The following is a 20,223-nucleotide window of genomic DNA, read 5'->3' on the forward strand; positions in this document are numbered from 1 at the left end:
ATTTAATGTGTATGTATTCTTCTAGCTTCAATTTTCTTTCTAATAGCGAATAGAATACCAAAAAGTACTACTAAGGCAAATGGGAAAAGCACCATAAAACCTAATACAGACCTACCAGCAGCAATATCGGCAGCCTCACCTACCAAACCAGAGGCTAAAGCAGTTGCTTTTTCAGTATCTAAACGTGAACCAATAATTGGATTCCAAATAGAAACAGCAAACATACCTGCACCACCCATTAACGACATACCTAGCGCACCTGTTTTAGAGATGTATTCAGAGGTAAAGCCAATCATGGTTGGCCAGAAATAACAAACTCCAAGAGCAAATAAGGCAGCTGCTACATATATCATTCCGCCATCTGCAATACTCATGAAGTAAATTGCTGAAGCAGTAATGATAGCAGACATTAATAAAACTCCAATAGGATTTAATTTATGTACCAGTGGGCCAGCAAAGAATCTACCTAAAGCCATGATACCAGTAACTAGTGCAAGAACTAGCATAGGACTTGCCCCAGAACTACCTAAAATGGTTTCAACCCATTGTTGTGGTATAAATTCTGAAGTAGCGGTCAACGTCATACATACAATCATAAATATGAACAAAGGGTCTGCTAGCGCCTTAATATTTAAAGAAGTATCTGATTCAATATTCTCACTCTGTGGAAATTTTTGCGTAAACACCAGTATACCATATATGATAGTTGGAATAAGCATGGTTGCTATTTGCAGTTGCCATCCTAATCCGGCATCAGTCATAAATTTAGAAACTAAAGAACCAATTACTAAACCACCTGGAAACCAAACATGAAATTTATTTAACATGGCTGTTCTATTATTGGTATACATATCTGCAATCATTGGATTACAAGCTGCCTCAACAGAACCGTTTGCCACACCAATAAAGAATGTAGAAATAATTAATGTCCAAAAACCACCTGCAAAAATGGTTAGTACTAGACCTAGCACATGACATATAAATGCAATTATAAGTAAGTTTTTAGGCCCTATAGAATTATAGATTAGCCCACCTACAAGCATTGCAATAGGAAAACCTAAAAACGCCATACTATTGATATAACCTAATTGTGTATTATTTATACCAAAATCAACGCCTAGTTGGGTTAAAATTCCTGCCCTAATTGCAAAAGTCATTGAGGTTACAATTAGCGAAACACATGCCGCTAAAAACAACTTGTTTTTGTTTATCTGCTCCATTTTAAAATATTAGTTAGTTTATGTTTTTATTTGATTAGTTATTAAGTTGAATTTTTTCGTTTTTAAAGCTTAGTAAAAAGAAGATAAAAACTACGGCTGAAATTGCTGAAGGTATTAACCATATATTCTTCCATTGATGTAATCCAGTTTCTAAGGTATAATTATCCACAATACTACCGGCGATTTTAAAACCAATTAACATACCTACACCGTAGGTTGCTAGTGTTATTAGACCTTGCGCGGCACTACGTATTTTCTTTCCTGCTTTATAGTCTGTAAATATTTGCCCAGATACAAAAAAGAAATCGTAACAAATACCATGTAATACAATACCTAAAAAGAGCATCCAAATACTTTCGCCCGCATTTCCAAAAGCAAATAAAGCGTATCTAATTACCCAAGCAAGCATGCCAACCAACAAGGTAATTTTTAGACCAAATCGTTTTAAAAATATAGGTAGTAACAATAATAAAAGTGCTTCTGAAATTTGCCCAAAACTCATATTACCAGCTGCATTTGCCATACCTACTTCATTTAAAAAAGGATTTGCGAAACTGTAATAAAATGCTAAGGGTATACAAATCAACACAGAAGACAAGAAAAATATCAAATAATTTTTGTCTTTTAACAAAGCAAGAGCATCTGCCCCAACTATATCACGGAAATTTGCTTTTTGTCCCTTTGCTGGTGGTGGAGTATTTGGTAGTGTAAAACTAAAAACACCCAAAAAGGCAGAAACTGCAGAAGCTAATAAAAATGTTTGTTGCAATTGCCCCTGAGATTCCCACAAAAGCACATACCCAATTAAAAGCCCTTGTAAAATCCAACCTATAGTACCCCAAAAGCGTATAGAAGCAAATTGTTTTGACGGATCTTTCATTTGATTAAATGCCACAGCATTTACCAAAGCAAGAGTTGGCATATAAATAAGCATATAGCCCAACACATAGGGGTAAAAAACTGAAAATTCAGTAGACATACTCATAACGTAAAGTAAAACTGCCCCTGAAAGATGTAATACCCCTAACAATTTCTGAGCTGCAAAATAGCGGTCAGCAATTAGACCTATTACAAAAGGTGCCACAATTGCACCCCAAGCCTGAGTCATGTAAGCCGTACCTACCTCTCCTCCGGTTGAATTTAGATTGGTTCCTAAATACGTACCCATAGTAACAAACCATGCACCCCAAACAAAAAATTCGAGAAACATCATTACTGATAGTTGAATTTTAACTTTGGTTTGCATTTTACTTTCGCTTGTAAAATATATAATCTAAGGATGGTGGTATGCTATCTAAGCTTCTCAACTCAGCTATAATTTGACCTCTATGATGGGTAGAATGATTAATGATATGAAACAAAATATCATCTATTGCATTGATGTACATTTTACCCTCACTACTTTCATAATCTACTCGTAATTGAAAATCTTGAGTGTTTTTAAGAATGTCAAATGTCTTGCGTTGCACATCGTAATGCACTTCTGACCAAGAATCTTTAGGATGCATATGCCAAACTGAGAAGACCACTTCTTCCTTCAATATTCTAGAATTCCAAATATGATGAGCGTTAAGAATATGACTAAACTTTTTTTCAATACTTATAGGTAGCTCGTTTTGCGCTAAACAAGCTTCAATAATTTTTTTATTTGCGTAAAAGTTGTAATCAAAAAGTTGCTCAAAAAACGCTCCCATTTTGGTTCAAGAAGTTAAAAAATATTAATGACCAACCTTTAACATTAATTCTTTAGTAGCTAGAATGCCCTCTTCTTCACTAAGTTCACTACCCTCATATTCAACACCAATATAGCCGGTATACCCAGCGTCTTTTACAATTTTCATCATTCTTTCATAATCTACTCTTACTTCATTTCCATTTTCATCAAAAACATAAGACTTTGCACTTACAGCTTTAGCATATGGCATTAATTCTTCTACACCCTTGTATTTGTCATATTCTTCTAAACATTCAGAAGAATAATAATCTCCTTCTGTTCTCTTAATACAGAAATTTCCAAAATCTGGTAGGGTTCCACAATTAGGCATATTTACCTTTTGCATTACTTCAGCTAACCATTGTGCGTTAGAAGAAGGACCGCCATGATTTTCAACAATGATGTTAATATTTTTGTCTTTAGCATAAGTTGCCAATTGCGTTAAGCCATCTACAGATGCTTCCATCCAAGCTTTTGGTTCTTGAGTTCCATTAAGATTAACTCGAATAGAATGACAGCCCATAGCAGCGGCAGCATCTACCCACTTATGATGATTTTCCGCAGCTTCTTTTCGCTCTGCAGCATCAGCAGCGGCCAAATTACCTTGACCATCTATCATAATAAGTAAGTTTTTAAGTCCGTGTTTCTCTGCCTCAGCATTACTTTTATCAATAAAGTTTTGCATAGCCTCTTCAGAAAAATCGCTTGCCTTTAATTCTTCATAGTACAAGCCACTTACATACTCTAATCCTTCAAAACCCCATTCTTTAGCTTTTGCTGCAAATTCATAAGGGCTAATTTCTTTATCGAAAATCATTTTGTGCATTGACCACTGCGCAAGTGATAATTTAAAAAATGGTTCATTAGAATTCATAGTAGCTTCTACAGTTTCTTCTGATGTCGTGGTAGCTTCTTCTTTTTTGGTTTGTTTACAACTAAACAACACAAGTGCAAAAAATGCTAAAACAAGAAATCTAATTGTCTGATTTTTTTTCATTTAGATTGATTTTTGGTTGTGTGAAATTCCTATCTACGAAAACGTTAGAGTAACATATTCTCAATTTTCTAAGGGATTAAATGTAGAAAATTAATTTAAGTTTTAATACTTTTAGGGAATAAACAATTTGCAACTGAATGAGTAAATTCTATTACAACGAAGAGCAGGAATCTTATGATGCTATAGTAGTTGGAACCGGCATAAGTGGCGGTTGGGCAGCTAAAGAATTATGTGAGAATGGGTTAAAAACACTTGTTTTGGAACGTGGCCCTATGGTTAAACACCGAGATGATTATAAAACAGCACATAAAGATCCTTGGGATTTTCCGCATAACGGAGAATTACCTGTAGAACAACAGAAAAGACAAGAAAAACAAGCTAGAACTGGCTACACGGTCAAAGCCCCTCACCACCATTGGTTTGTTGATGATGTTGACCACCCTTATAATGAGGTAAAAAGATTTGATTGGATGCGTGGGTATCACTTAGGCGGACGTTCAATTATGTGGGGTAGACACAGTTACCGCTGGAGCGATATAGATTTTGCTGCTAACAAAAAAGAAGGCATAGCTGTTGATTGGCCTGTTCGTTATAAAGATATTGCCCCTTGGTATGACAAGGTAGAATCTTACATAGGCGTTTCTGGAGAACTTCTTGGTTTACCGCAATTACCAGATGGGCAATTTGAACCCATGATGGAACTTAATTGCGTAGAAGACCATGTTCGCCAAAAGGTTGCAGAAAGTTTTGGTGGCAGGGTTATCACTGCAGGTAGAGTTGCTCATATCAATAGTGATAAAAAATTTGAAGGTGACAGAAGGGTTCGTTGTCAATTTAGAAACCGATGTATAAGAGGGTGTCCTTTTGGAGCATACTTTAGCAGTTTATCTTCTACTTTACCAGCTGCGGAGCGTACAGGTAATATGACCTTAAGACCAGATTCTATTGTGCATGAGATTATCTATGATGCTGACACCAAAAAAGCAACGGGAGTAAAAGTAATAGACCGCGAAACTAAAGAAGAATTTGAGTTTAAAGCCAAAGTAATTTTCTTATGTGCATCAGCAGTTGCCTCCACTTCTATTTTAATGCAATCAAAATCTGACCGTTTTCCAAACGGATTAGGCAACGACTCTGGTGAGCTAGGTCACAATATAATGGATCACCATTTTTTAGTAGGCGCTCGTGGAAAAATGGAAGGTTTTGATGATAAGTATTATAAAGGAAGAAAACCTAATGGTATTTATGTACCTAGGTTTAGAAACTTAGGTGGCGATTCTGATATGAAAGACTTTACCAGGGGTTATGGATACCAAGGTGGTGCCGGTAGAGGCGATTACGAAAATCTAGTAGCGGAAGCCAACTATGGTAAAGCATATAAAGATGCTATGTTGACCCCAGGTGGTTGGAACATGAATATGTTAGCCTTTGGGGAGATATTACCATATCATGATAATAAAATGGTACTAGACTACGATAAAAAAGACCAGTGGGGTCTACCTACGGTAACTTTTGATGCAGAAATCAGACAAAACGAATTAAATATGCGTAAGGACATGCAAGATCAAGCTGTTCAAATGCTAGAAAAGTCTGGAGCAAAAGATATTGAACCTTATGACAACCCTTATGCTTTAGGTTTAGGTATTCACGAAATGGGAACCGCAAGAATGGGTAGTAGCTCAAAAACTTCGGTGGTAAATGAGTACAATCAGGTACATGCATGTAAAAATGTTTATGTAACCGATGGTGCATTTATGACCTCAGCCTCTTGTGTAAATCCATCGTTAACATATATGGCATTCACTGCTAGGGCAGCAAACCATGCTGCAGATCAACTTAAAAAAGGAAATATATAATGGAAAGAAGATCAGCACTAAAAAAAATAGGATTATCTTTTGGCTACGCTGTTGCAGCCCCAACGTTATTGAGTGTACTACAAAGTTGTGAAAGTAAAGCGGCGTATGCAGATTGGACACCAGCCTTTTTTGAAAAAGAAAAAGGATATGCCTTAGCACAAACATTAGATGTTATTTTACCAAAAACAGATACTCCTTCTGCTACAGAGTTAAACGTGCATGTTTTTATAGATTCTTTTATGAAAGAAGTTATGCCAGAAGAACAACAAAATCTGGTTAAAAAGAATATGGATGCGTTTTTTAACAAAGTTAAAGCGGATGCCGATTTGGAAAGCCTAATGGATGTTAAAGCAGAGCATATTACACCTTTATTAGATACCTATTTAAAAAAGCGTGATGACGAAACTGAAAAAATGCATTCAGAGAGCATTTCTAACTACATGCAAGCTATTATGGCCGGTGGAGAAGCAGATTTAGATGAAGACATTTCTAGATTTTCTTTTGCGAATGATGTTAGAGATTTAGCTACATGGGCATATAAAAATACTGAGTTTATTGGAGAAGAAGTGCTAGCGTACTCTTCTATACCTGGTGAATATATTGCGTGTGGTGATGCACAAGAACTTACCCAAGGTAAGGCTTGGTCATTGTAATATATTTTTTTACTAAAAAATCAAAAGTCACTCAGTTGAGTGACTTTTTTGCTTTACAAACCCGCAAAATTAAAAAAATGCCCTTGACCTGTAGTCAAGGGCATTTTTGCAACGCATTAAAGTGCGGCCAGGTTATTGAGTTATATTTTTTATTCTTAAATAAGGTAGTTCCCCCGAAACCTTATTTTAATACCTAAAAAATGCGCTACAATAACCCCACTATTTTGCATATACATACTTTTTGCATGTTGGTTGGCCGCACAATTTGATTTCAGAATAAACTCTTAGTTTTAATACCATACTTAATTGGCAACAACCTCAACATTAGCAACAATTTCTGCTTCAGGTACATTTTGCTCCTTATTCATAACCATAGCAGCTATAAGTAATGCCGCTACCGCGCAGAAAAAAAACAACGCACACTTTTTCATTTCAAGATGGTTTTAGTTCAATTCGAAGTGAAGATACTTTGAAGAACCCCTATGAATTGGGCTGTTTGTATAATTGGCAAGAATTCCTGTATAGTTGGGAAAATGGTCTAAAAATCCATTTATAAAGAAATAAAACCATTTATAATTAATTGTCTACCATTGATACATAAGGGGTGGCTTGGTATTATCGAAAATTTACCTTTACCTTTCTTTAAAAATTAATAATGATAGAAGCCGTATTGGTTGATGACGAAGCAAAGGCCTTAGAAAGTTTAAGTTGGGAACTCACCAATTTAAGCGATGAGGTTAAAATTATTGCTTCATTTACCGATGCTCATGAGGCAATTAATTTCTTAGATAATAATACTCCAGATTGTCTGTTTCTAGACATTGAAATGCCTGTAATGGACGGTTTTCAATTTATTAAAAGTCTCAAAAAAGTCAACTTCCCAATTGTAATTACTACAGCTTATAACCAATACGCACTAAAGGCACTAAAGAATGAAGCTATAGATTATTTATTAAAGCCTATTGATACTGATGATTTAAATGAAACCATTAGAAAAATAAAAAAGTATAATTCCAAAAATATATCTGTAGAACGCCTAGAAAAAATTCTACTCAACTTCAATGCAAAAGCTCTGAACAAAAAAATAAGTATCAATACAGATGGTAAGCTTATCTTTTTAGAAAGCAATGAGATTTTGTATGCAGAATCTGATGGAAATTACACCACCCTTTATTTAGAAGATGGTCATAAATTAGTACTGACCAAAAAATTGAAAGAAGTTAATCAAATGCTTCCTAGCGACAGTTTTTTTAGAATACATAATTCGTATGTTGTAAATCTTGAAAAAATCAAAGAATTTTTAAAAACAGATGGCTATGTTGTGCTTACCTCTGGTCAAAAAATTCCAGTTTCAAGACAAAAAAAATCTGATTTTCTAGATTTGCTATAACCTTTTAATTTAATGAGTTGGTTAATACACCCCCATACCAAAATGTCATTAAAGAAATGTCTATTTTTTATAGTAGTATTGACTTTGAGTAAAAATTTAATTGCTCAAACACTTCCTGAGGATTATATAACCGCCACACAAAGAATAATTGAGTTAAAACCCACTACCTACGCTGGATTAGATGAGGAACTAAAAAAGTATAGGTATGATACTATTTTAATGAATGATTTTTTAGCTAAGACTAAAAAACTCAATTATCCTGAAGGCCAATCTTTTGCTTTAAATCAACTGGGTCGTGTTTATAGAAACACTTCAAAGTACAAGCGTTCATTAGAATATCATAAAGAAGCGTTGACAATTGCACAAAAACTTAACAATGTTGAATTAGAGGTTTTTAGCTTAAACATGATAGGTGTTACCTATAGAAGAACAGATAGTTTACGATATGCTTTAGATTATAGTCAACAAGCACGGGTTTTAGCAGAGTCTGTTGAAGAGCCAACGCTTCATTTAAAGCGTAGTATAAACGTTGCTAAAAACAGTATTGGAAATTTATATCAATGGCTAGAGCAGTATGAAATGGCAATTGAAGAGTTTAAAAGTGCACTACAATCTGAAGCAGACTTAAACAATAAATTAGGTTTAGCAATTAACAATCAAAATATAGGGGATTGTTACGAACATTTAGGAGAGCTTGATACGGCATTAAATTATTACAGAAAATCATTAGCCTATAACGAAGAAATTAAATCTGTTTACGGGCAAGTAATTTGTAAAAACAGTATTGCGCAAATCTATTTAAAGCAAAACAAACCACAAACAGCCCTCACTTTACTAACTCCTCTTGTAGAACCAATCACCAATATTGGAGATAACTTTATTATAAGCACCGTTCATATCAACTTAGGCTGGGCAAATGGTCAATTAGGTTATTTTGCAGCAGCCTATGAGCATCTGAACCAAGGATTGCGATTAGCTACAGAAAGTAATATACCAAACTTAAAAGCAGAAGCATTAAGTCATTTTTCTGAGTTAGCAGAAAAAACAGGAAACTACCGAGCCTCAAAAGAATATTTAGAACAGTCTTATGCCATAGAAAAAAGTTTACTTGATACAAGAAATATTAGATATATAAATGATATTCTATTGCGGTATGAGGCCGAAAAGAAGGATAATGAAATACTTAAACTTGCTAGTGAGAGCGAAATTTATAAACTTCAATTAAGAAAAAACCATACAAGTATCTTAATTGGAGTTTTGTTGCTTACCCTACTGGGCACTATGCTTTTTATACTTTACAGGCAATATAAATCTAATAGTGAAAAAAAGGTGTTGAGTTTAGAGCAAAATATGCTTCGAAGTCAAATGAATCCGCATTTTCTATTCAATTCGTTGAACTCTATTAAGCTATATATCATAAATAATGACCAGAAAAAGGCAGTTCATTATCTCAATAAATTTTCAAAGTTGATACGCCGTATTTTAGAAGGTTCTTCTATGAAAGAAATTGCTTTAGATGAAGAATTAGAAACAGTAGAGCTTTACCTTAACATAGAAAACATAAGGTTTAACGAAGAAATTAATTATGAAATTCAAATTGAAGAAGGTTTAAATCCATCCGCTATTAAAATACCTTCTTTAATACTTCAACCTTTTTTAGAAAATGCTATTTGGCATGGATTATCACCCAAAGAAGGAGAGAAAAATCTATGGATTACGGTTTCAAAGAAAGATGATTATCACACAGAAATAAGAATTAAAGATAATGGTGTAGGTCGCTCTGCTTCTGAAATAGCAAAACAGAAAAGAGTTCTTAAAAGAAAATCTGTTGGTATAGATATTACAAAAGAAAGGCTAGCTAATTTCTCAAGAGACTATCAGAATGATTTTGATATAACCATATCTGATTTATTTGATCAACAAGGGGTATCAACAGGTACACAAGTGGTATTAAAAATACCAACTATTTAAGATATTCTTTAGCAACTTCCTCTAACTCTGAGTACCACTTTTGGCCAAATTTTCTAATTAAAGCGTCTTTCACAAATTTGTATATAGGCACTTTTAATTCGACACCGAGAGCACAAGCTGGGTCGCAAATTTCCCATTTGTGATAATTTACACCAATAAATTCAGAATACTCTCGAATTCTTACCGGATACATATGGCAAGAAATGGGTTTTTTCCACGTGGTTTTACCTTGATTATAAGCTTCTTCTAATCCGCATTTAGCAATGTTATTATCAAAAATAACATAAGCACATTCACTATTATTAACTAAGGGCGTTTCCCATTCCCCATCATAGCCCTTAACAAAAGCGCCTTGTTCTTCGATTGCTGCAACACCTTCTTTTCGCAAAAATGGTTTCACATCAGTAAAAATATCTACTAATATTTCAGTTTCGTGGTCCTCTAAAGGTGCACCAGAATCACCATCAACACAACAAGCACCTTTGCATGCATTTAAGTTGCACACAAAATCATTTTCTAGTATTTCTTCAGAAATTAAAGTATTGCCAATTTGAAACATATCTCAACAAAAAGACAAAGTTAACTTCTAATAAGGAATTTTTTGATTAAGCGTCAATGCTTTTTAAGTAGTCATCTATCACCGACTTATTTTCAGCGATAAACTTGCTTAAAGAGGCAGAATAAGCATTTGAGTTTAGTGCTTCTTTTAACTTACTCTTTTGTTTATCTTTTAATTCAGCATTTTCAATTGCCCAATGTATAGCTTCGAGCTTAAGTTTATTCTTTTCAAGCTTTTTTTGAAGTTGTTCATTTTTAGCAACTAAATTTCTATCGAAACGCTCTACCAAGTTACGCGTTCTTGTTTGTTCAATTGATAAATCTCTATTTGATTTTGCTGTTTGGGCTAGGGTAGTAGCACTACATAACAATAATATAAATGTCAAGCCATAGATGAATTTCATAGTATTAAATTTGGGTTTTTATTCTCCCGAAAAATACTACTACTGCTTAAACACAAGCGTATTTAGATTAAAATTTACCATTTACCGATGCTATTTACCCAACCGTCGATAGTAAGTGGTATTTAAAAGAAAATTGGGTGTAGACGAATGGTTGATTTTAGTCGATAAATGTTATCATTAAATAACAAAATGTTATCTAAAATTTAGCTTTTATACTGTCTTGTTTAACCTACATTTGCAGCGTTTTTTAAAAAAGGGAAAAATGAACCTAAATTTTAAAGAGATAGCAACAGCTACAATGGTACTTTTTGCAGTAATTGATATACTTGGCAGTATACCTGTTATTATTTCGTTGCGTAAAAAAGTGGGTCATATACAATCAGAAAAAGCATCGATTGTTGCCATAAGTATTATGATTGCTTTTTTATTTGTAGGGGAACGCATTTTAAATCTAATTGGAATTGACGTAAACTCATTTGCTGTAGCTGGTGCATTTATTATCTTTTTTCTAGCTATTGAAATGATTTTAGGAATTACGCTGTATAAAGATGACCTACCAGAAACGGCTTCAATAGTACCTATTGCCTTTCCATTAATTGCTGGTGCGGGTACTTTAACGTCGATTTTATCCCTTAGAGCGGAATATCATGTAGAAAACATAATTGTTGCCATTATTATTAATGTCATCTTCGTATATTTTGTTCTGAAATCATCTAAACGCATAGAAAAAGTGCTTGGCCAAAATGGTTTAGGTGTAATTAGAAAAGTTTTTGGCGTTATTTTAATGGCTATTGCAGTAAAACTTTTTGCTGCAAACATTGGCGGACTAATGTCATAATTAAATAAATTTATGAGCAGAACACTACTTTTAATTTTAATGGTTGTAGCCTTAGGCCTAGCAACTTATAACGTAACTCTTTTAGATTTTGAAAATCCCTTTGAAGGTAATAGTCTTATTGCCTGTATAGGTATTTTGGCTTCCTTATGTGCTATAGTGTTGTTATTGATATTGTATTTATCTAAACAAATACATCAAAAACTAAAATAGTTTTAAAAGGCTTCTAGCTGCCCTTCTTCTTGTAATTGTATTGCTAAACTATCTAAATCTAGCACTCGTTTTAGCATTTGGTCGTGCTTACCCTTTATTGCATTTGCCAAATTTGGAGAGTACAATTGCTCGGCAATAGCTGCTTTTAAATACGATTTTATTTTACCCTCTTGCCCGTAATAATCCATTTTAATGTTGAGATTTGGGGCTGTGCAGTAATCTATAAATCGCTCAAAAATAATATCGTCAACCTTATAGTTTTCTATAAATTCATTCTGCGGATAATTGTAAAATCTTAACCGGTCATTCTCTAGAAACCAGAAAACAAAATCAGCTATATAGCCACTGGAATCAAGACTTTCTACACGTTCTTCATCAAGAGTTCCAATGGGCACAAAAACATCTGGAATAATTCCGCCACCACCATAAACTACTTTGCCTTTAGGCGTTGTAAAACGTAAAGAATCTACCACTTTAATACTATCCATTGAAATTAATTCACCGCTTTGGTAACGTTGTAAAAAACGTTGATAATAATCATCATTACCATTTTCATAAGATTTCTGAATAGATCTACCTGTAGGGGTGTAATACCTAGAAACGGTTAGCCTAACAGCAGAACCGTCACCCAAATCCATTTCACGTTGTACTAACCCTTTGCCAAAAGAACGTCTACCTACAATTGTGCCTAAATCATTGTCTTGCAATGCTCCTGCAATAATCTCACTTGCTGAAGCCGACCGTTCATTAATAAGTACATAGATTGGTTTGTTCTCAAATGTGCCTCTTTTAGTGGCTAAGGCTCTTTTGATATTGCCTTTTTTGTTTTTGGTAAAGAAGATTAATTTATCTTTTTCTAAAAACTCATCAGCTAATTTTTCTGCAATTCCGAGATAACCCCCTGGGTTATCCCGTAAATCTAAAACCAATTTTTGTGCTCCCTGAGCTTGTAATTTTCTAAGGGCAGTCTTAAATTCTGAAAAAGTAGATTCTGCAAAACGATTAATTTTAATAAAACCCATATCTGTAGTAAGCATATGGTAAGCCACCACACTTCTAATTGGCACAACATCTCTTTTAAGGGTGACATCAAAAAAACGGTCTTCGGCTTTTCTGTACACAGTTAGTTTAACCGAAGTTCCTATTTTACCTTTTAGTTTTTTAACCAATTTTGAACTTAAAATTCGCTTACCATAAAGGGTATCACCATCTGCCATAAGAATTTTATCTCCAGCAATTATGCCCTTCTTATCACTAGGGCCATCTTTAATTGCTCGTAACACAGTTACGGTATCTCCTACCCTTCTAAATTGAATACCTATACCAACAAAATCACCCTTCATGTTCTCTGTAACACTTTCCATTTCGCTTTTAGGTATGTAAACTGAGTGTGGGTCTAATTTTTCTAGTATATTATTTACGGTGACATCAACAATACTATCTGTATCTATATCATCAACATAGGCATAATCTATATAATCAATTAGTCTGTTGAGTTTATCTTTTTTAGAATTGGTTGAAAATAATTTTTCAGGAGAATCCGCAAAATGAAGTTTACCACCAATGAAAATACCAATAGCCACCGCTAAGGCTAAAATGGTTGGAAATATATACCCGTATTTTTTCATTGATTTTTTCGTTTTAAGCTAACTCCTCTATAATTGGTATATGCTCAACTTCAACACCTGCACGAATAAGAAAATCTAAGCCTGAGGTATCTTTATAAGCCGTTTTATACACTACTCTTTTTATACCTGCTTGATGAACCAACTTACTACATTCTTTACATGGCGATAACGTAATATATAACGTTGCTCCCGTACAAGATTGTGTTGAACTTGCCACTTTTAAGATGGCGTTGGCTTCTGCATGAAGCACATACCATTTTGTATAACCTTCGTCATCTTCACAAAAGTTTTCAAAACCTGTTGGAGTTCCATTGTAACCGTCAGAGATAATCATTCTATCCTTTACAATAATTGCGCCAACTTGTTTACGCTTACAATACGATAGTTTAGCCCATTCCATAGCCATTCTTAAATAAGCTTTATCGTATTTTAATTGCTTGCTTTCAGCCATACAACTAGTTGAATTTTAAATATACCGGTCTAAAAACGCAACCGCAACCTTATTTTGTAAAAATTAACGTGGCCCTTAAGATGGGAACGTATCAATAAGCATTGGTATTGTTATTAGAACAATTAAAAAAGAAAGTACAGCAATAAATAAGCGCTGTTTTATTGCAATTAGGTCTTGTAGCACAAATGCTAACAACAAAACAGCTAATACAATTAGAACTTGTGCTATTTCAATTCCACTAGCAAAACCTAGTAAAGGCAAAAGTTTTTCGGTTTCTTCGGCCATCATCATATTAAAATAATTTGAAAAGCCAAACCCATGAATTAATCCAAAAAATGCTGTTGAAATTGCATGAAAATAGATATTGGTTTGTTCTCTATTTATAAACACTAAATATAAATTGTACAATGCGGTTAGTGCAATAGTAACTGGTATAAAAAACTCTATTATAGCACTATTAATTTGAAGTACCTCATAAGCTGACAAAGCAAGAGAGGTACAATGAGCAATGGTAAAAATTGTAGCTAGTAGTAATACCGCTTTCCATCTTTTAAATGTAAATGGCAAAGCCAAAGCAGTTAAAAATAAAATATGGTCATACGCAGCAAAATCTAACACATGCTCTAAACCCAACTTTACATAAAAAACAAAATCATTACTCATACTAGCTGCCTGTTTTATACCTAAATTCCTCTTTCTTTTTGAATGGTTTCGTAGGCTTTTTGAACCTCTTTAAACTTATCTTCAGCACCTTTTTTGATAGCTTCGTTTTTAGTAACCACCCTATCTGGGTGATATTTTTTAGCCATAGTACGATAGGCTTTTTTTACCTCTTCATTTGAAGCTGATTTTTCAATCTCTAAAATTTTATAAGCTTGGTCAGCATCTTTAAAAAACATGGCCTTTATACTTTCAAAATCATTCGACCCAATTCTAAAAAAGCCTGCCAATTCTTTTAGCTTTATTATTTCTGCCTGACTAACTTGGCCATCTGCTTGTGCAATACCAAATAGAAAATGAAGTAATTGTAGGCGAACTTCATACCTAGTACGTTGATTTAGGTATTGACATATACGTTGTGCGTTAATTTCACGCTTTTTAATAACCTCATTAAATGTTCGAAAAATTGCATTAGCACGTTCTTTGCCGTAGGTAGCTACAAAATATTGGCGAACGTAGTCCAACTCTTTTTGACTTACCTGACCATCTGCTTTAATAACAATAGAGCAAAGCGATAGTAAATTCAGTTCAAAATCTGCTGGCGATACGTTTTGTCTTGTTAAATCTTGAAAAATAGTACTACCACCTGCTTTGGAACTATTAAAGTTTTCAAAGAAGCTACCCAATAAAAAACCAAGTATAGCACCAGGAAATCTAAATAAACTATATCCAAGAATGGCTGCAAACCATTTAACCATGCTTTATAATTTAAGGCCTAAAGATACGTTTTTGCGTATGAAAGGTTTGTTAAGTACCATAGGTAAACTTCGACAAATCTTATATCTTTGAAAATCAAAATTATTGACTATGTATCCAGAAGAATTGGTTGCTCCAATGAGACAAGATTTGGCCGTTGCCGGATTTGAAGAATTATATACAAGTGAAGCCGTAGCATCTGCATTAGAAAAAAAAGGCACAACCTTAGTTGTTGTAAATTCAGTTTGCGGTTGTGCTGCTGCTAATGCCCGCCCTGCAGCAAAATTAAGCTTACAAAACAGCAAAAAGCCAGACAACTTGGTTACTGTTTTTGCTGGTGTTGACACTGAAGCTGTTAATACAGCTAGAGCGGCAATGATTCCTTTTCCACCATCTTCTCCGAGTATGGCACTTTTTAAAGATGGAGAATTGGTTCATATGATTGAAAGACACCATATTGAAGGTAGACCAGCAGAAATGATTGCTGAAAACTTAATGGAAGCTTATAACGAGCATTGCTAAAATTTAAAAGAGTTTATCATTTAAACCACTCTTAAACGGAGTGGTTTTTTATTTTTATAGCGTGAAAATTTTATCCTATCCAATAACGGTAATTTACTTTTTCTTTTTTGGGTTGTGCCTAATTGTTTTTCATCCTATACAATGGTTTTGTTTTAACGTATTAGGCTATAACCCGCACAGAAAGAGCGTTGCTATTTTAAACTGGTCTTTAATGCGCTGTCTAAATATTTTAGGAACGCGCTTCACCTTTAAAGGGAGAGAAAAAATTCCATTAAACACGCCCTTGATAATCGTTACCAATCATCAAAGCATGTATGATATACCCCCAATTATATGGTATATGCGTAAGTTTCATCCAAAGTTTGTGAGCAAAAAAGAATTGGGCAAAGGTATACCCAGCGTTTCCTATAATTTAAGACATGGTGGCTCTGTATTAATAGACAGAAAAAATCCAAGACAAGCCCTTACAGAAGTTGCTAAACTAGGTAAGTATATTGAAAAACATAATAGAAGTGCGGTAATATTTCCAGAAGGCACTCGAAGCAGAAATGGTGAACCAAAACCGTTTAAAACTAAAGGACTACAAATATTGCTGAAATATGCCCCTAATGCATTAATTGTGCCTATTAGTATTAATAATTCATGGAAAATATTGAAGTATGGAAAATTTCCCATGGGCTTAGGCAACCACGTAAAATTTCAGGTTCATGAACCTATAGAAAATACGGGAGACCCCATAGAACTTATTGCAAAAATTGAAGCTACCATTACCTCAGGAATAAACGTATAAAATGACGGATACTGAAATTGTAGAAAAAACTATAGCCTTTGTAAAAGAAACACTCAAAGGCGCTGAAGGTGGGCATGATTGGTTTCATATTCAGCGGGTTTTTAAAAACACGTTACTAATTTCAAAAGATGAAAACGTAGATATTCTTACCGTTAGTCTAGGTGCGTTATTGCATGATATTGCTGATGCTAAGTTTTTTGATGGTGATGAAACCGTGGGTCCCAAAATGGCTGTAGCCTTTTTAGAATCAATTGCTGTTAACCAAGAAGTAATTACTCATGTTAAGAATATTATTGAGAATATCTCGTATAAAAACTCACTTGACAACAACTCCACTACTAAATTCTTCTCCAAAGAATTAGCTGTTGTACAAGATGCTGACCGTTTAGATGCGCTAGGGGCTATTGGCATTGCACGTGCTTTTAATTATGGCGGTTTTAAAAATAGAGAACTCTACAATCCAGATGTGCCTCCACAACTCAATCTGTCTAAAGAAGCCTACAAAAAGTCAAATTCGCCTACCTTAAACCATTTTTACGAGAAGCTATTGTTGTTAAAAGATAAAATGAACACCCAAACTGGTAAAAAATTAGCCGAAAAAAGGCATCAATACCTTCTTGATTTTTTAGAACAGTTTTATGCGGAATGGAATGGTAACGCCTAAAATTTAAGCTTTTTAAGAACAGGTTTTTGTATCTTCAAGTCCAACTAAACTAAATGAAAAATGCAAAGACGAAAGTTCATAAAAAATGCAACGGCATCTGCTGCGGCATTTACTATTGTTCCTAGCCATGTTTTAGGCAAAACCCATGTACCTCCGAGTGATACTCTCTATGTTGCTGGTTTTGGTGTTGGTGGTCGTGGTAGCGGTGTTATAAATGGTCTACATAATACGGGCAAAGTAAAGTTTGTAGCCTTATGTGATGTAGATGAAAGACGCGCTGGGGAAACATTTAAAAAATTTCCAAAAGCTAAAACCTACAAAGACTTTAGAAAAGTATATGATAAGCATTTAAAAGAGTTTGATGCTATAATGGTGGCCACACCAGACCATACGCATGCTAGTATAGCACTACCCTTTATGCGTGAGAAAAAGCATGCATATGTAGAAAAGCCCTTAACACATAATATTTACGAAGCACGTTTAATGACACAGGTAGCTCGTGAAAATGGTATAGTTACGCAAATGGGTAACCAGGGGGCATCTAGTGACGATAGCCGTATTGCTAGAGAGTGGGTTGAAAGTGGTGTTATTGGTAAAATACATACTATTGAATGCTGGACCAATAGACCTGTTTGGCCGCAAGGCGTGCCAAAACCAACCGAAAAACAACGTATACCCAAAGGTTTAGATTGGGATTTATGGTTAGGGCCAGCAGCAATGCGAGATTATAACGAAGCCTATTTACCTTTTAAATGGAGAGGATTCTGGGATTTTGGAACTGGAGCACTAGGAGATATGGGTTGCCATATAATGGAAACCCCGTTCAGCGTATTAGATTTAGGTTATCCAAAAGAAGCTGAAGCCAGCTGCACAACGGTTTGGGTAGGCGATTTTGTTGAAGCCGACTACAGTCATTCTTGCCCTCCTTCTTCTAAAATTCATTTAAAGTTTGCGCATGATTATCATGGAGACATACAATTAAACTGGTATGATGGTGGCCTTAAACCAGACTTACCAGACGAATTAAAAGACGGTGAAACCATAGGTTCATCTGGTGGCGGTACCATTATGTATGGTGACAGAGGTACCTTAATTTTTGATACGTATTCTCAAAACGCTCGATTTTTACCATCAGAGTTAAAAGAGATTTACAAGTCTCCTCAACCTAAATACACTAGAATAAAAGGTGGTATGGATGGACATATTGCCAACTTTGTAGCGGGTTGTTTAACTGGTGTAGAGACCTCTTCTAACTTTGAAAAAGCAGGTAAATTAACTGAAACTGTTCTTATGGGTAATCTTGCCGTAAAAGCATATCAATACAAAAAATTAAAACCTGGTAAAAAGATTGGTGATTGGGACCCCTTTGAATATGAAGGTAGAAGAAAACTGCTATGGGATGGTGAAAACATGAAAATTACCAATTACGATAAAGCCAACGAGTGGGTAACACGTGAATACCGTAAAGGGTGGGAGTTAAAATAATACATCAACTTTAGTAAATATTGTAAAAAGCATTGCATCTTATACGCAATGCTTTTTTTTGCCTAAATTTAAGTTTAGATGAGCGCCTATCAAGACATGAACAATAGTGTTAAGCAGAACGCTAGCTTAAAACCCTCTCAACGCGCAAAATTTAAACAGTCTACAAAACGAAAGGTAATTAGATACCCCCGTTCAAAAACAATGTTGAAATTTAAAACAGTAACCGATTTTGAATTAAAAAATATAAAGGCCACAATAAACCAAGTGGCGCAACGAAAAATACAAAATGATATGTTTTTTCTAGTTTATCTACTTCTAGTAACACTTATCCTGCTTGTTGGTACGTTAATTTGGGTTTTTTCAATTTAATTTTAAGGTATTAGAATAGTTTCATTTGCCCATCTTTAAAATCGGAATGCAAATCAGTTCTCAATTTTGGAAAAGTTTTATTCGCAAAATACTTCTGTTTTGCTAGTTTGGCCATAGCATGTATTTGTTCAGCTACTTTACCTTCCCCTTTAGAACGAACCCCAAAACGGCTGTCATTTAAAGTTCCTCCATGACAAGCTTGAATTAAGTGTAAAACTTTTTCCGCTTTATTGGGCATCGCTTTTCTAATCCAATCTGTAAACAATTGACCAATGGCGCCGTTTAAGCGTACAATGGTAAAACCAAACGATACTGCACCATGTGCTGCAGCGCTCTGTGCCAACTTTAATAATTCGTGGCTATTAATGCCAGGTATCATCGGCGCTAACATAGCATTTACGGGTATACCATTATCAGATAAGGTTTGTATGGTTTGTAGTCGCTTTTTATTGGTTACGGTTCGTGGTTCTAATAATCTTCGGGTATCTTCAGACAATGAGGTTACTGAAATGTTCACTCCTATTAATTGCTCTTCATTTAATTTTTTTAGAATATCCAAATCGCGCAATATCAAGGAGTTTTTGGTAATAATACCCACCGGATGCCGATACTTGTAAAAAACTTCTAAACATTGTCTTGTAATCTGGTACTGTTTTTCAGCAGGTTGGTAACAATCTGTGTTTCCAGACAACACAATGGTTTCTGCTTTCCAGTTCTTTTTTTTAAGATGATTTTCTAAAAGTTTAGGAGCGTCTTTTTTAATTAGAATTTTTCGTTCAAAATCTAAACCTGCGCTGTAACCCCAAAATTCGTGTGCATTGCGGGCATAACAATAAATACAACCATGTTCACAACCTTGATACGGATTCATAGAGTAGTTCATACCCACATCCGGACTCGTTACTTTATTGACAATGGTTTTTGGAAAAATGGGTAAAAATTCGGTTTTGATGTTTTCAGGCGCTTCACCCTCAATACGACAGAATTCGAGAAAATCGTCTCGTTTTTCATAGACTTCGCTCAAAAACCTATTGTGCACATTTAGCTGTGCGCCTCTACCTTTTTCAAAATGCTTTTTATTCAATTA

The 20,223-nt window shown here is 34.6% G+C and carries 22 protein-coding genes; 10 read left to right on the forward strand and 12 right to left on the reverse strand.

Annotated features, from left to right (window positions below; all coding sequences use genetic code 11):
* Window positions 1-2 precede the first annotated feature (2 nt).
* The 4 genes from H5V42_RS07445 to H5V42_RS07460 are packed head-to-tail and all read right to left on the reverse strand — an operon-like array spanning window position 3 to window position 3,931.
* Complete coding sequence (locus H5V42_RS07445) at window positions 3-1,220, reverse strand: MFS transporter (RefSeq protein WP_185782512.1); 1,218 nt, start codon at window positions 1,218-1,220, stop codon at window positions 3-5.
* 34 nt (window positions 1,221-1,254) lie between these two features.
* The gene (locus H5V42_RS07450) at window positions 1,255-2,466 is read right to left on the reverse strand and encodes a nucleoside permease (protein WP_185782513.1); all 1,212 of its coding nucleotides are present in this window, start codon (window positions 2,464-2,466) and stop codon (window positions 1,255-1,257) included.
* A gap of 1 nt (window position 2,467) precedes the next feature.
* Window positions 2,468-2,914 carry a DinB family protein gene (locus H5V42_RS07455; protein WP_185782514.1) on the reverse strand — a complete coding sequence of 149 codons (447 nt, stop codon included), beginning with the start codon at window positions 2,912-2,914 and terminating at the stop codon, window positions 2,468-2,470.
* 24 nt (window positions 2,915-2,938) lie between these two features.
* Entirely contained in the window at window positions 2,939-3,931 is a 993-nt protein-coding gene (locus H5V42_RS07460; RefSeq protein WP_185782515.1) for a sugar phosphate isomerase/epimerase family protein, read from the reverse strand.
* A gap of 137 nt (window positions 3,932-4,068) precedes the next feature.
* On the opposite strand from H5V42_RS07460, the gene H5V42_RS07465 reads away from it, so the two are divergent.
* Together H5V42_RS07465 and H5V42_RS07470 are read left to right on the forward strand one after the other, a co-directional pair.
* Window positions 4,069-5,787, forward strand: coding sequence for a GMC oxidoreductase (locus H5V42_RS07465; protein WP_185782516.1), 1,719 nt, complete (start codon window positions 4,069-4,071; stop codon window positions 5,785-5,787).
* Window positions 5,787-6,440, forward strand: coding sequence for a gluconate 2-dehydrogenase subunit 3 family protein (locus tag H5V42_RS07470; protein ID WP_185782517.1), 654 nt, complete (start codon window positions 5,787-5,789; stop codon window positions 6,438-6,440). The genes H5V42_RS07465 and H5V42_RS07470 overlap by 1 nt, the downstream gene beginning before the upstream one ends.
* A gap of 302 nt (window positions 6,441-6,742) precedes the next feature.
* On the opposite strand, the gene H5V42_RS15295 is transcribed toward H5V42_RS07470, so the two are convergent.
* Window positions 6,743-6,871: a hypothetical protein gene (locus H5V42_RS15295; protein WP_262889916.1), complete on the reverse strand. Its 129-nt coding sequence runs from the start codon at window positions 6,869-6,871 to the stop codon at window positions 6,743-6,745.
* Between the two features lie 224 nt (window positions 6,872-7,095).
* On the opposite strand from H5V42_RS15295, the gene H5V42_RS07475 reads away from it, so the two are divergent.
* Together H5V42_RS07475 and H5V42_RS07480 are read left to right on the forward strand one after the other, a co-directional pair.
* Window positions 7,096-7,830 (forward strand): LytR/AlgR family response regulator transcription factor, encoded by a 735-nt coding sequence (locus H5V42_RS07475; RefSeq protein ID WP_185782518.1) that lies wholly within the window; start codon window positions 7,096-7,098, stop codon window positions 7,828-7,830.
* Between the two features lie 84 nt (window positions 7,831-7,914).
* A complete protein-coding gene (locus H5V42_RS07480) occupies window positions 7,915-9,801 on the forward strand; it encodes a tetratricopeptide repeat protein (RefSeq protein WP_241731856.1) in 1,887 nt (628 codons plus the stop codon).
* Here H5V42_RS07480 and H5V42_RS07485 read toward each other — a convergent pair.
* The gene (locus H5V42_RS07485) at window positions 9,794-10,360 is read right to left on the reverse strand and encodes a DUF3109 family protein (RefSeq protein ID WP_185782519.1); all 567 of its coding nucleotides are present in this window, start codon (window positions 10,358-10,360) and stop codon (window positions 9,794-9,796) included. The genes H5V42_RS07480 and H5V42_RS07485 overlap by 8 nt on opposite strands.
* A 46-nt stretch (window positions 10,361-10,406) precedes the next feature.
* Window positions 10,407-10,763, reverse strand: a complete 357-nt coding sequence (locus tag H5V42_RS07490; RefSeq protein WP_185782520.1) for a hypothetical protein — start codon at window positions 10,761-10,763, stop codon at window positions 10,407-10,409.
* Between the two features lie 262 nt (window positions 10,764-11,025).
* Between H5V42_RS07490 and H5V42_RS07495 the strand changes: the two genes are divergently transcribed.
* Together H5V42_RS07495 and H5V42_RS07500 are read left to right on the forward strand one after the other, a co-directional pair.
* Entirely contained in the window at window positions 11,026-11,601 is a 576-nt protein-coding gene (locus H5V42_RS07495; RefSeq protein ID WP_185782521.1) for a MarC family protein, read from the forward strand.
* 12 nt (window positions 11,602-11,613) lie between these two features.
* Window positions 11,614-11,811 (forward strand): hypothetical protein, encoded by a 198-nt coding sequence (locus H5V42_RS07500; RefSeq protein ID WP_185782522.1) that lies wholly within the window; start codon window positions 11,614-11,616, stop codon window positions 11,809-11,811.
* Between the two features lie 2 nt (window positions 11,812-11,813).
* Here H5V42_RS07500 and H5V42_RS07505 read toward each other — a convergent pair whose 3' ends face one another.
* From H5V42_RS07505 to H5V42_RS07520, 4 genes are all read right to left on the reverse strand, one after another.
* The gene (locus tag H5V42_RS07505; protein ID WP_185782523.1) at window positions 11,814-13,439 is read right to left on the reverse strand and encodes a S41 family peptidase; all 1,626 of its coding nucleotides are present in this window, start codon (window positions 13,437-13,439) and stop codon (window positions 11,814-11,816) included.
* A gap of 13 nt (window positions 13,440-13,452) precedes the next feature.
* Window positions 13,453-13,890: a deoxycytidylate deaminase gene (locus H5V42_RS07510; RefSeq protein WP_185782524.1), complete on the reverse strand. Its 438-nt coding sequence runs from the start codon at window positions 13,888-13,890 to the stop codon at window positions 13,453-13,455.
* 75 nt (window positions 13,891-13,965) lie between these two features.
* Entirely contained in the window at window positions 13,966-14,553 is a 588-nt protein-coding gene (locus H5V42_RS07515) for a HupE/UreJ family protein (protein ID WP_185782525.1), read from the reverse strand.
* A gap of 20 nt (window positions 14,554-14,573) precedes the next feature.
* Window positions 14,574-15,308, reverse strand: a complete 735-nt coding sequence (locus H5V42_RS07520) for a tellurite resistance TerB family protein (RefSeq protein WP_185782526.1) — start codon at window positions 15,306-15,308, stop codon at window positions 14,574-14,576.
* A 109-nt stretch (window positions 15,309-15,417) separates the two neighbouring features.
* Between H5V42_RS07520 and H5V42_RS07525 the strand changes: the two genes are divergently transcribed.
* From H5V42_RS07525 to H5V42_RS07540, 4 genes are read left to right on the forward strand one after another with little or no spacing between them, the layout of a single operon-like run.
* Window positions 15,418-15,828 carry a BrxA/BrxB family bacilliredoxin gene (locus tag H5V42_RS07525; protein WP_185782527.1) on the forward strand — a complete coding sequence of 137 codons (411 nt, stop codon included), beginning with the start codon at window positions 15,418-15,420 and terminating at the stop codon, window positions 15,826-15,828.
* Between the two features lie 40 nt (window positions 15,829-15,868).
* Complete coding sequence (locus H5V42_RS07530; RefSeq protein WP_185782528.1) at window positions 15,869-16,618, forward strand: lysophospholipid acyltransferase family protein; 750 nt, start codon at window positions 15,869-15,871, stop codon at window positions 16,616-16,618.
* A 1-nt stretch (window position 16,619) separates the two neighbouring features.
* The gene (locus H5V42_RS07535; RefSeq protein WP_185782529.1) at window positions 16,620-17,282 is read left to right on the forward strand and encodes an HD domain-containing protein; all 663 of its coding nucleotides are present in this window, start codon (window positions 16,620-16,622) and stop codon (window positions 17,280-17,282) included.
* Between the two features lie 60 nt (window positions 17,283-17,342).
* Window positions 17,343-18,767 carry a Gfo/Idh/MocA family protein gene (locus H5V42_RS07540; RefSeq protein WP_185782530.1) on the forward strand — a complete coding sequence of 475 codons (1,425 nt, stop codon included), beginning with the start codon at window positions 17,343-17,345 and terminating at the stop codon, window positions 18,765-18,767.
* A 379-nt stretch (window positions 18,768-19,146) separates the two neighbouring features.
* On the opposite strand, the gene H5V42_RS07545 is transcribed toward H5V42_RS07540, so the two are convergent.
* Entirely contained in the window at window positions 19,147-20,220 is a 1,074-nt protein-coding gene (locus H5V42_RS07545) for a PA0069 family radical SAM protein (protein ID WP_185782531.1), read from the reverse strand.
* Between the last annotated feature and the right edge of the window lie 3 nt (window positions 20,221-20,223).

Origin of the sequence: Croceivirga lutea, from assembly GCF_014235875.1 — a bacterium.
Taxonomy (GTDB): Bacteria; Bacteroidota; Bacteroidia; order Flavobacteriales; family Flavobacteriaceae; genus Croceivirga; species Croceivirga lutea.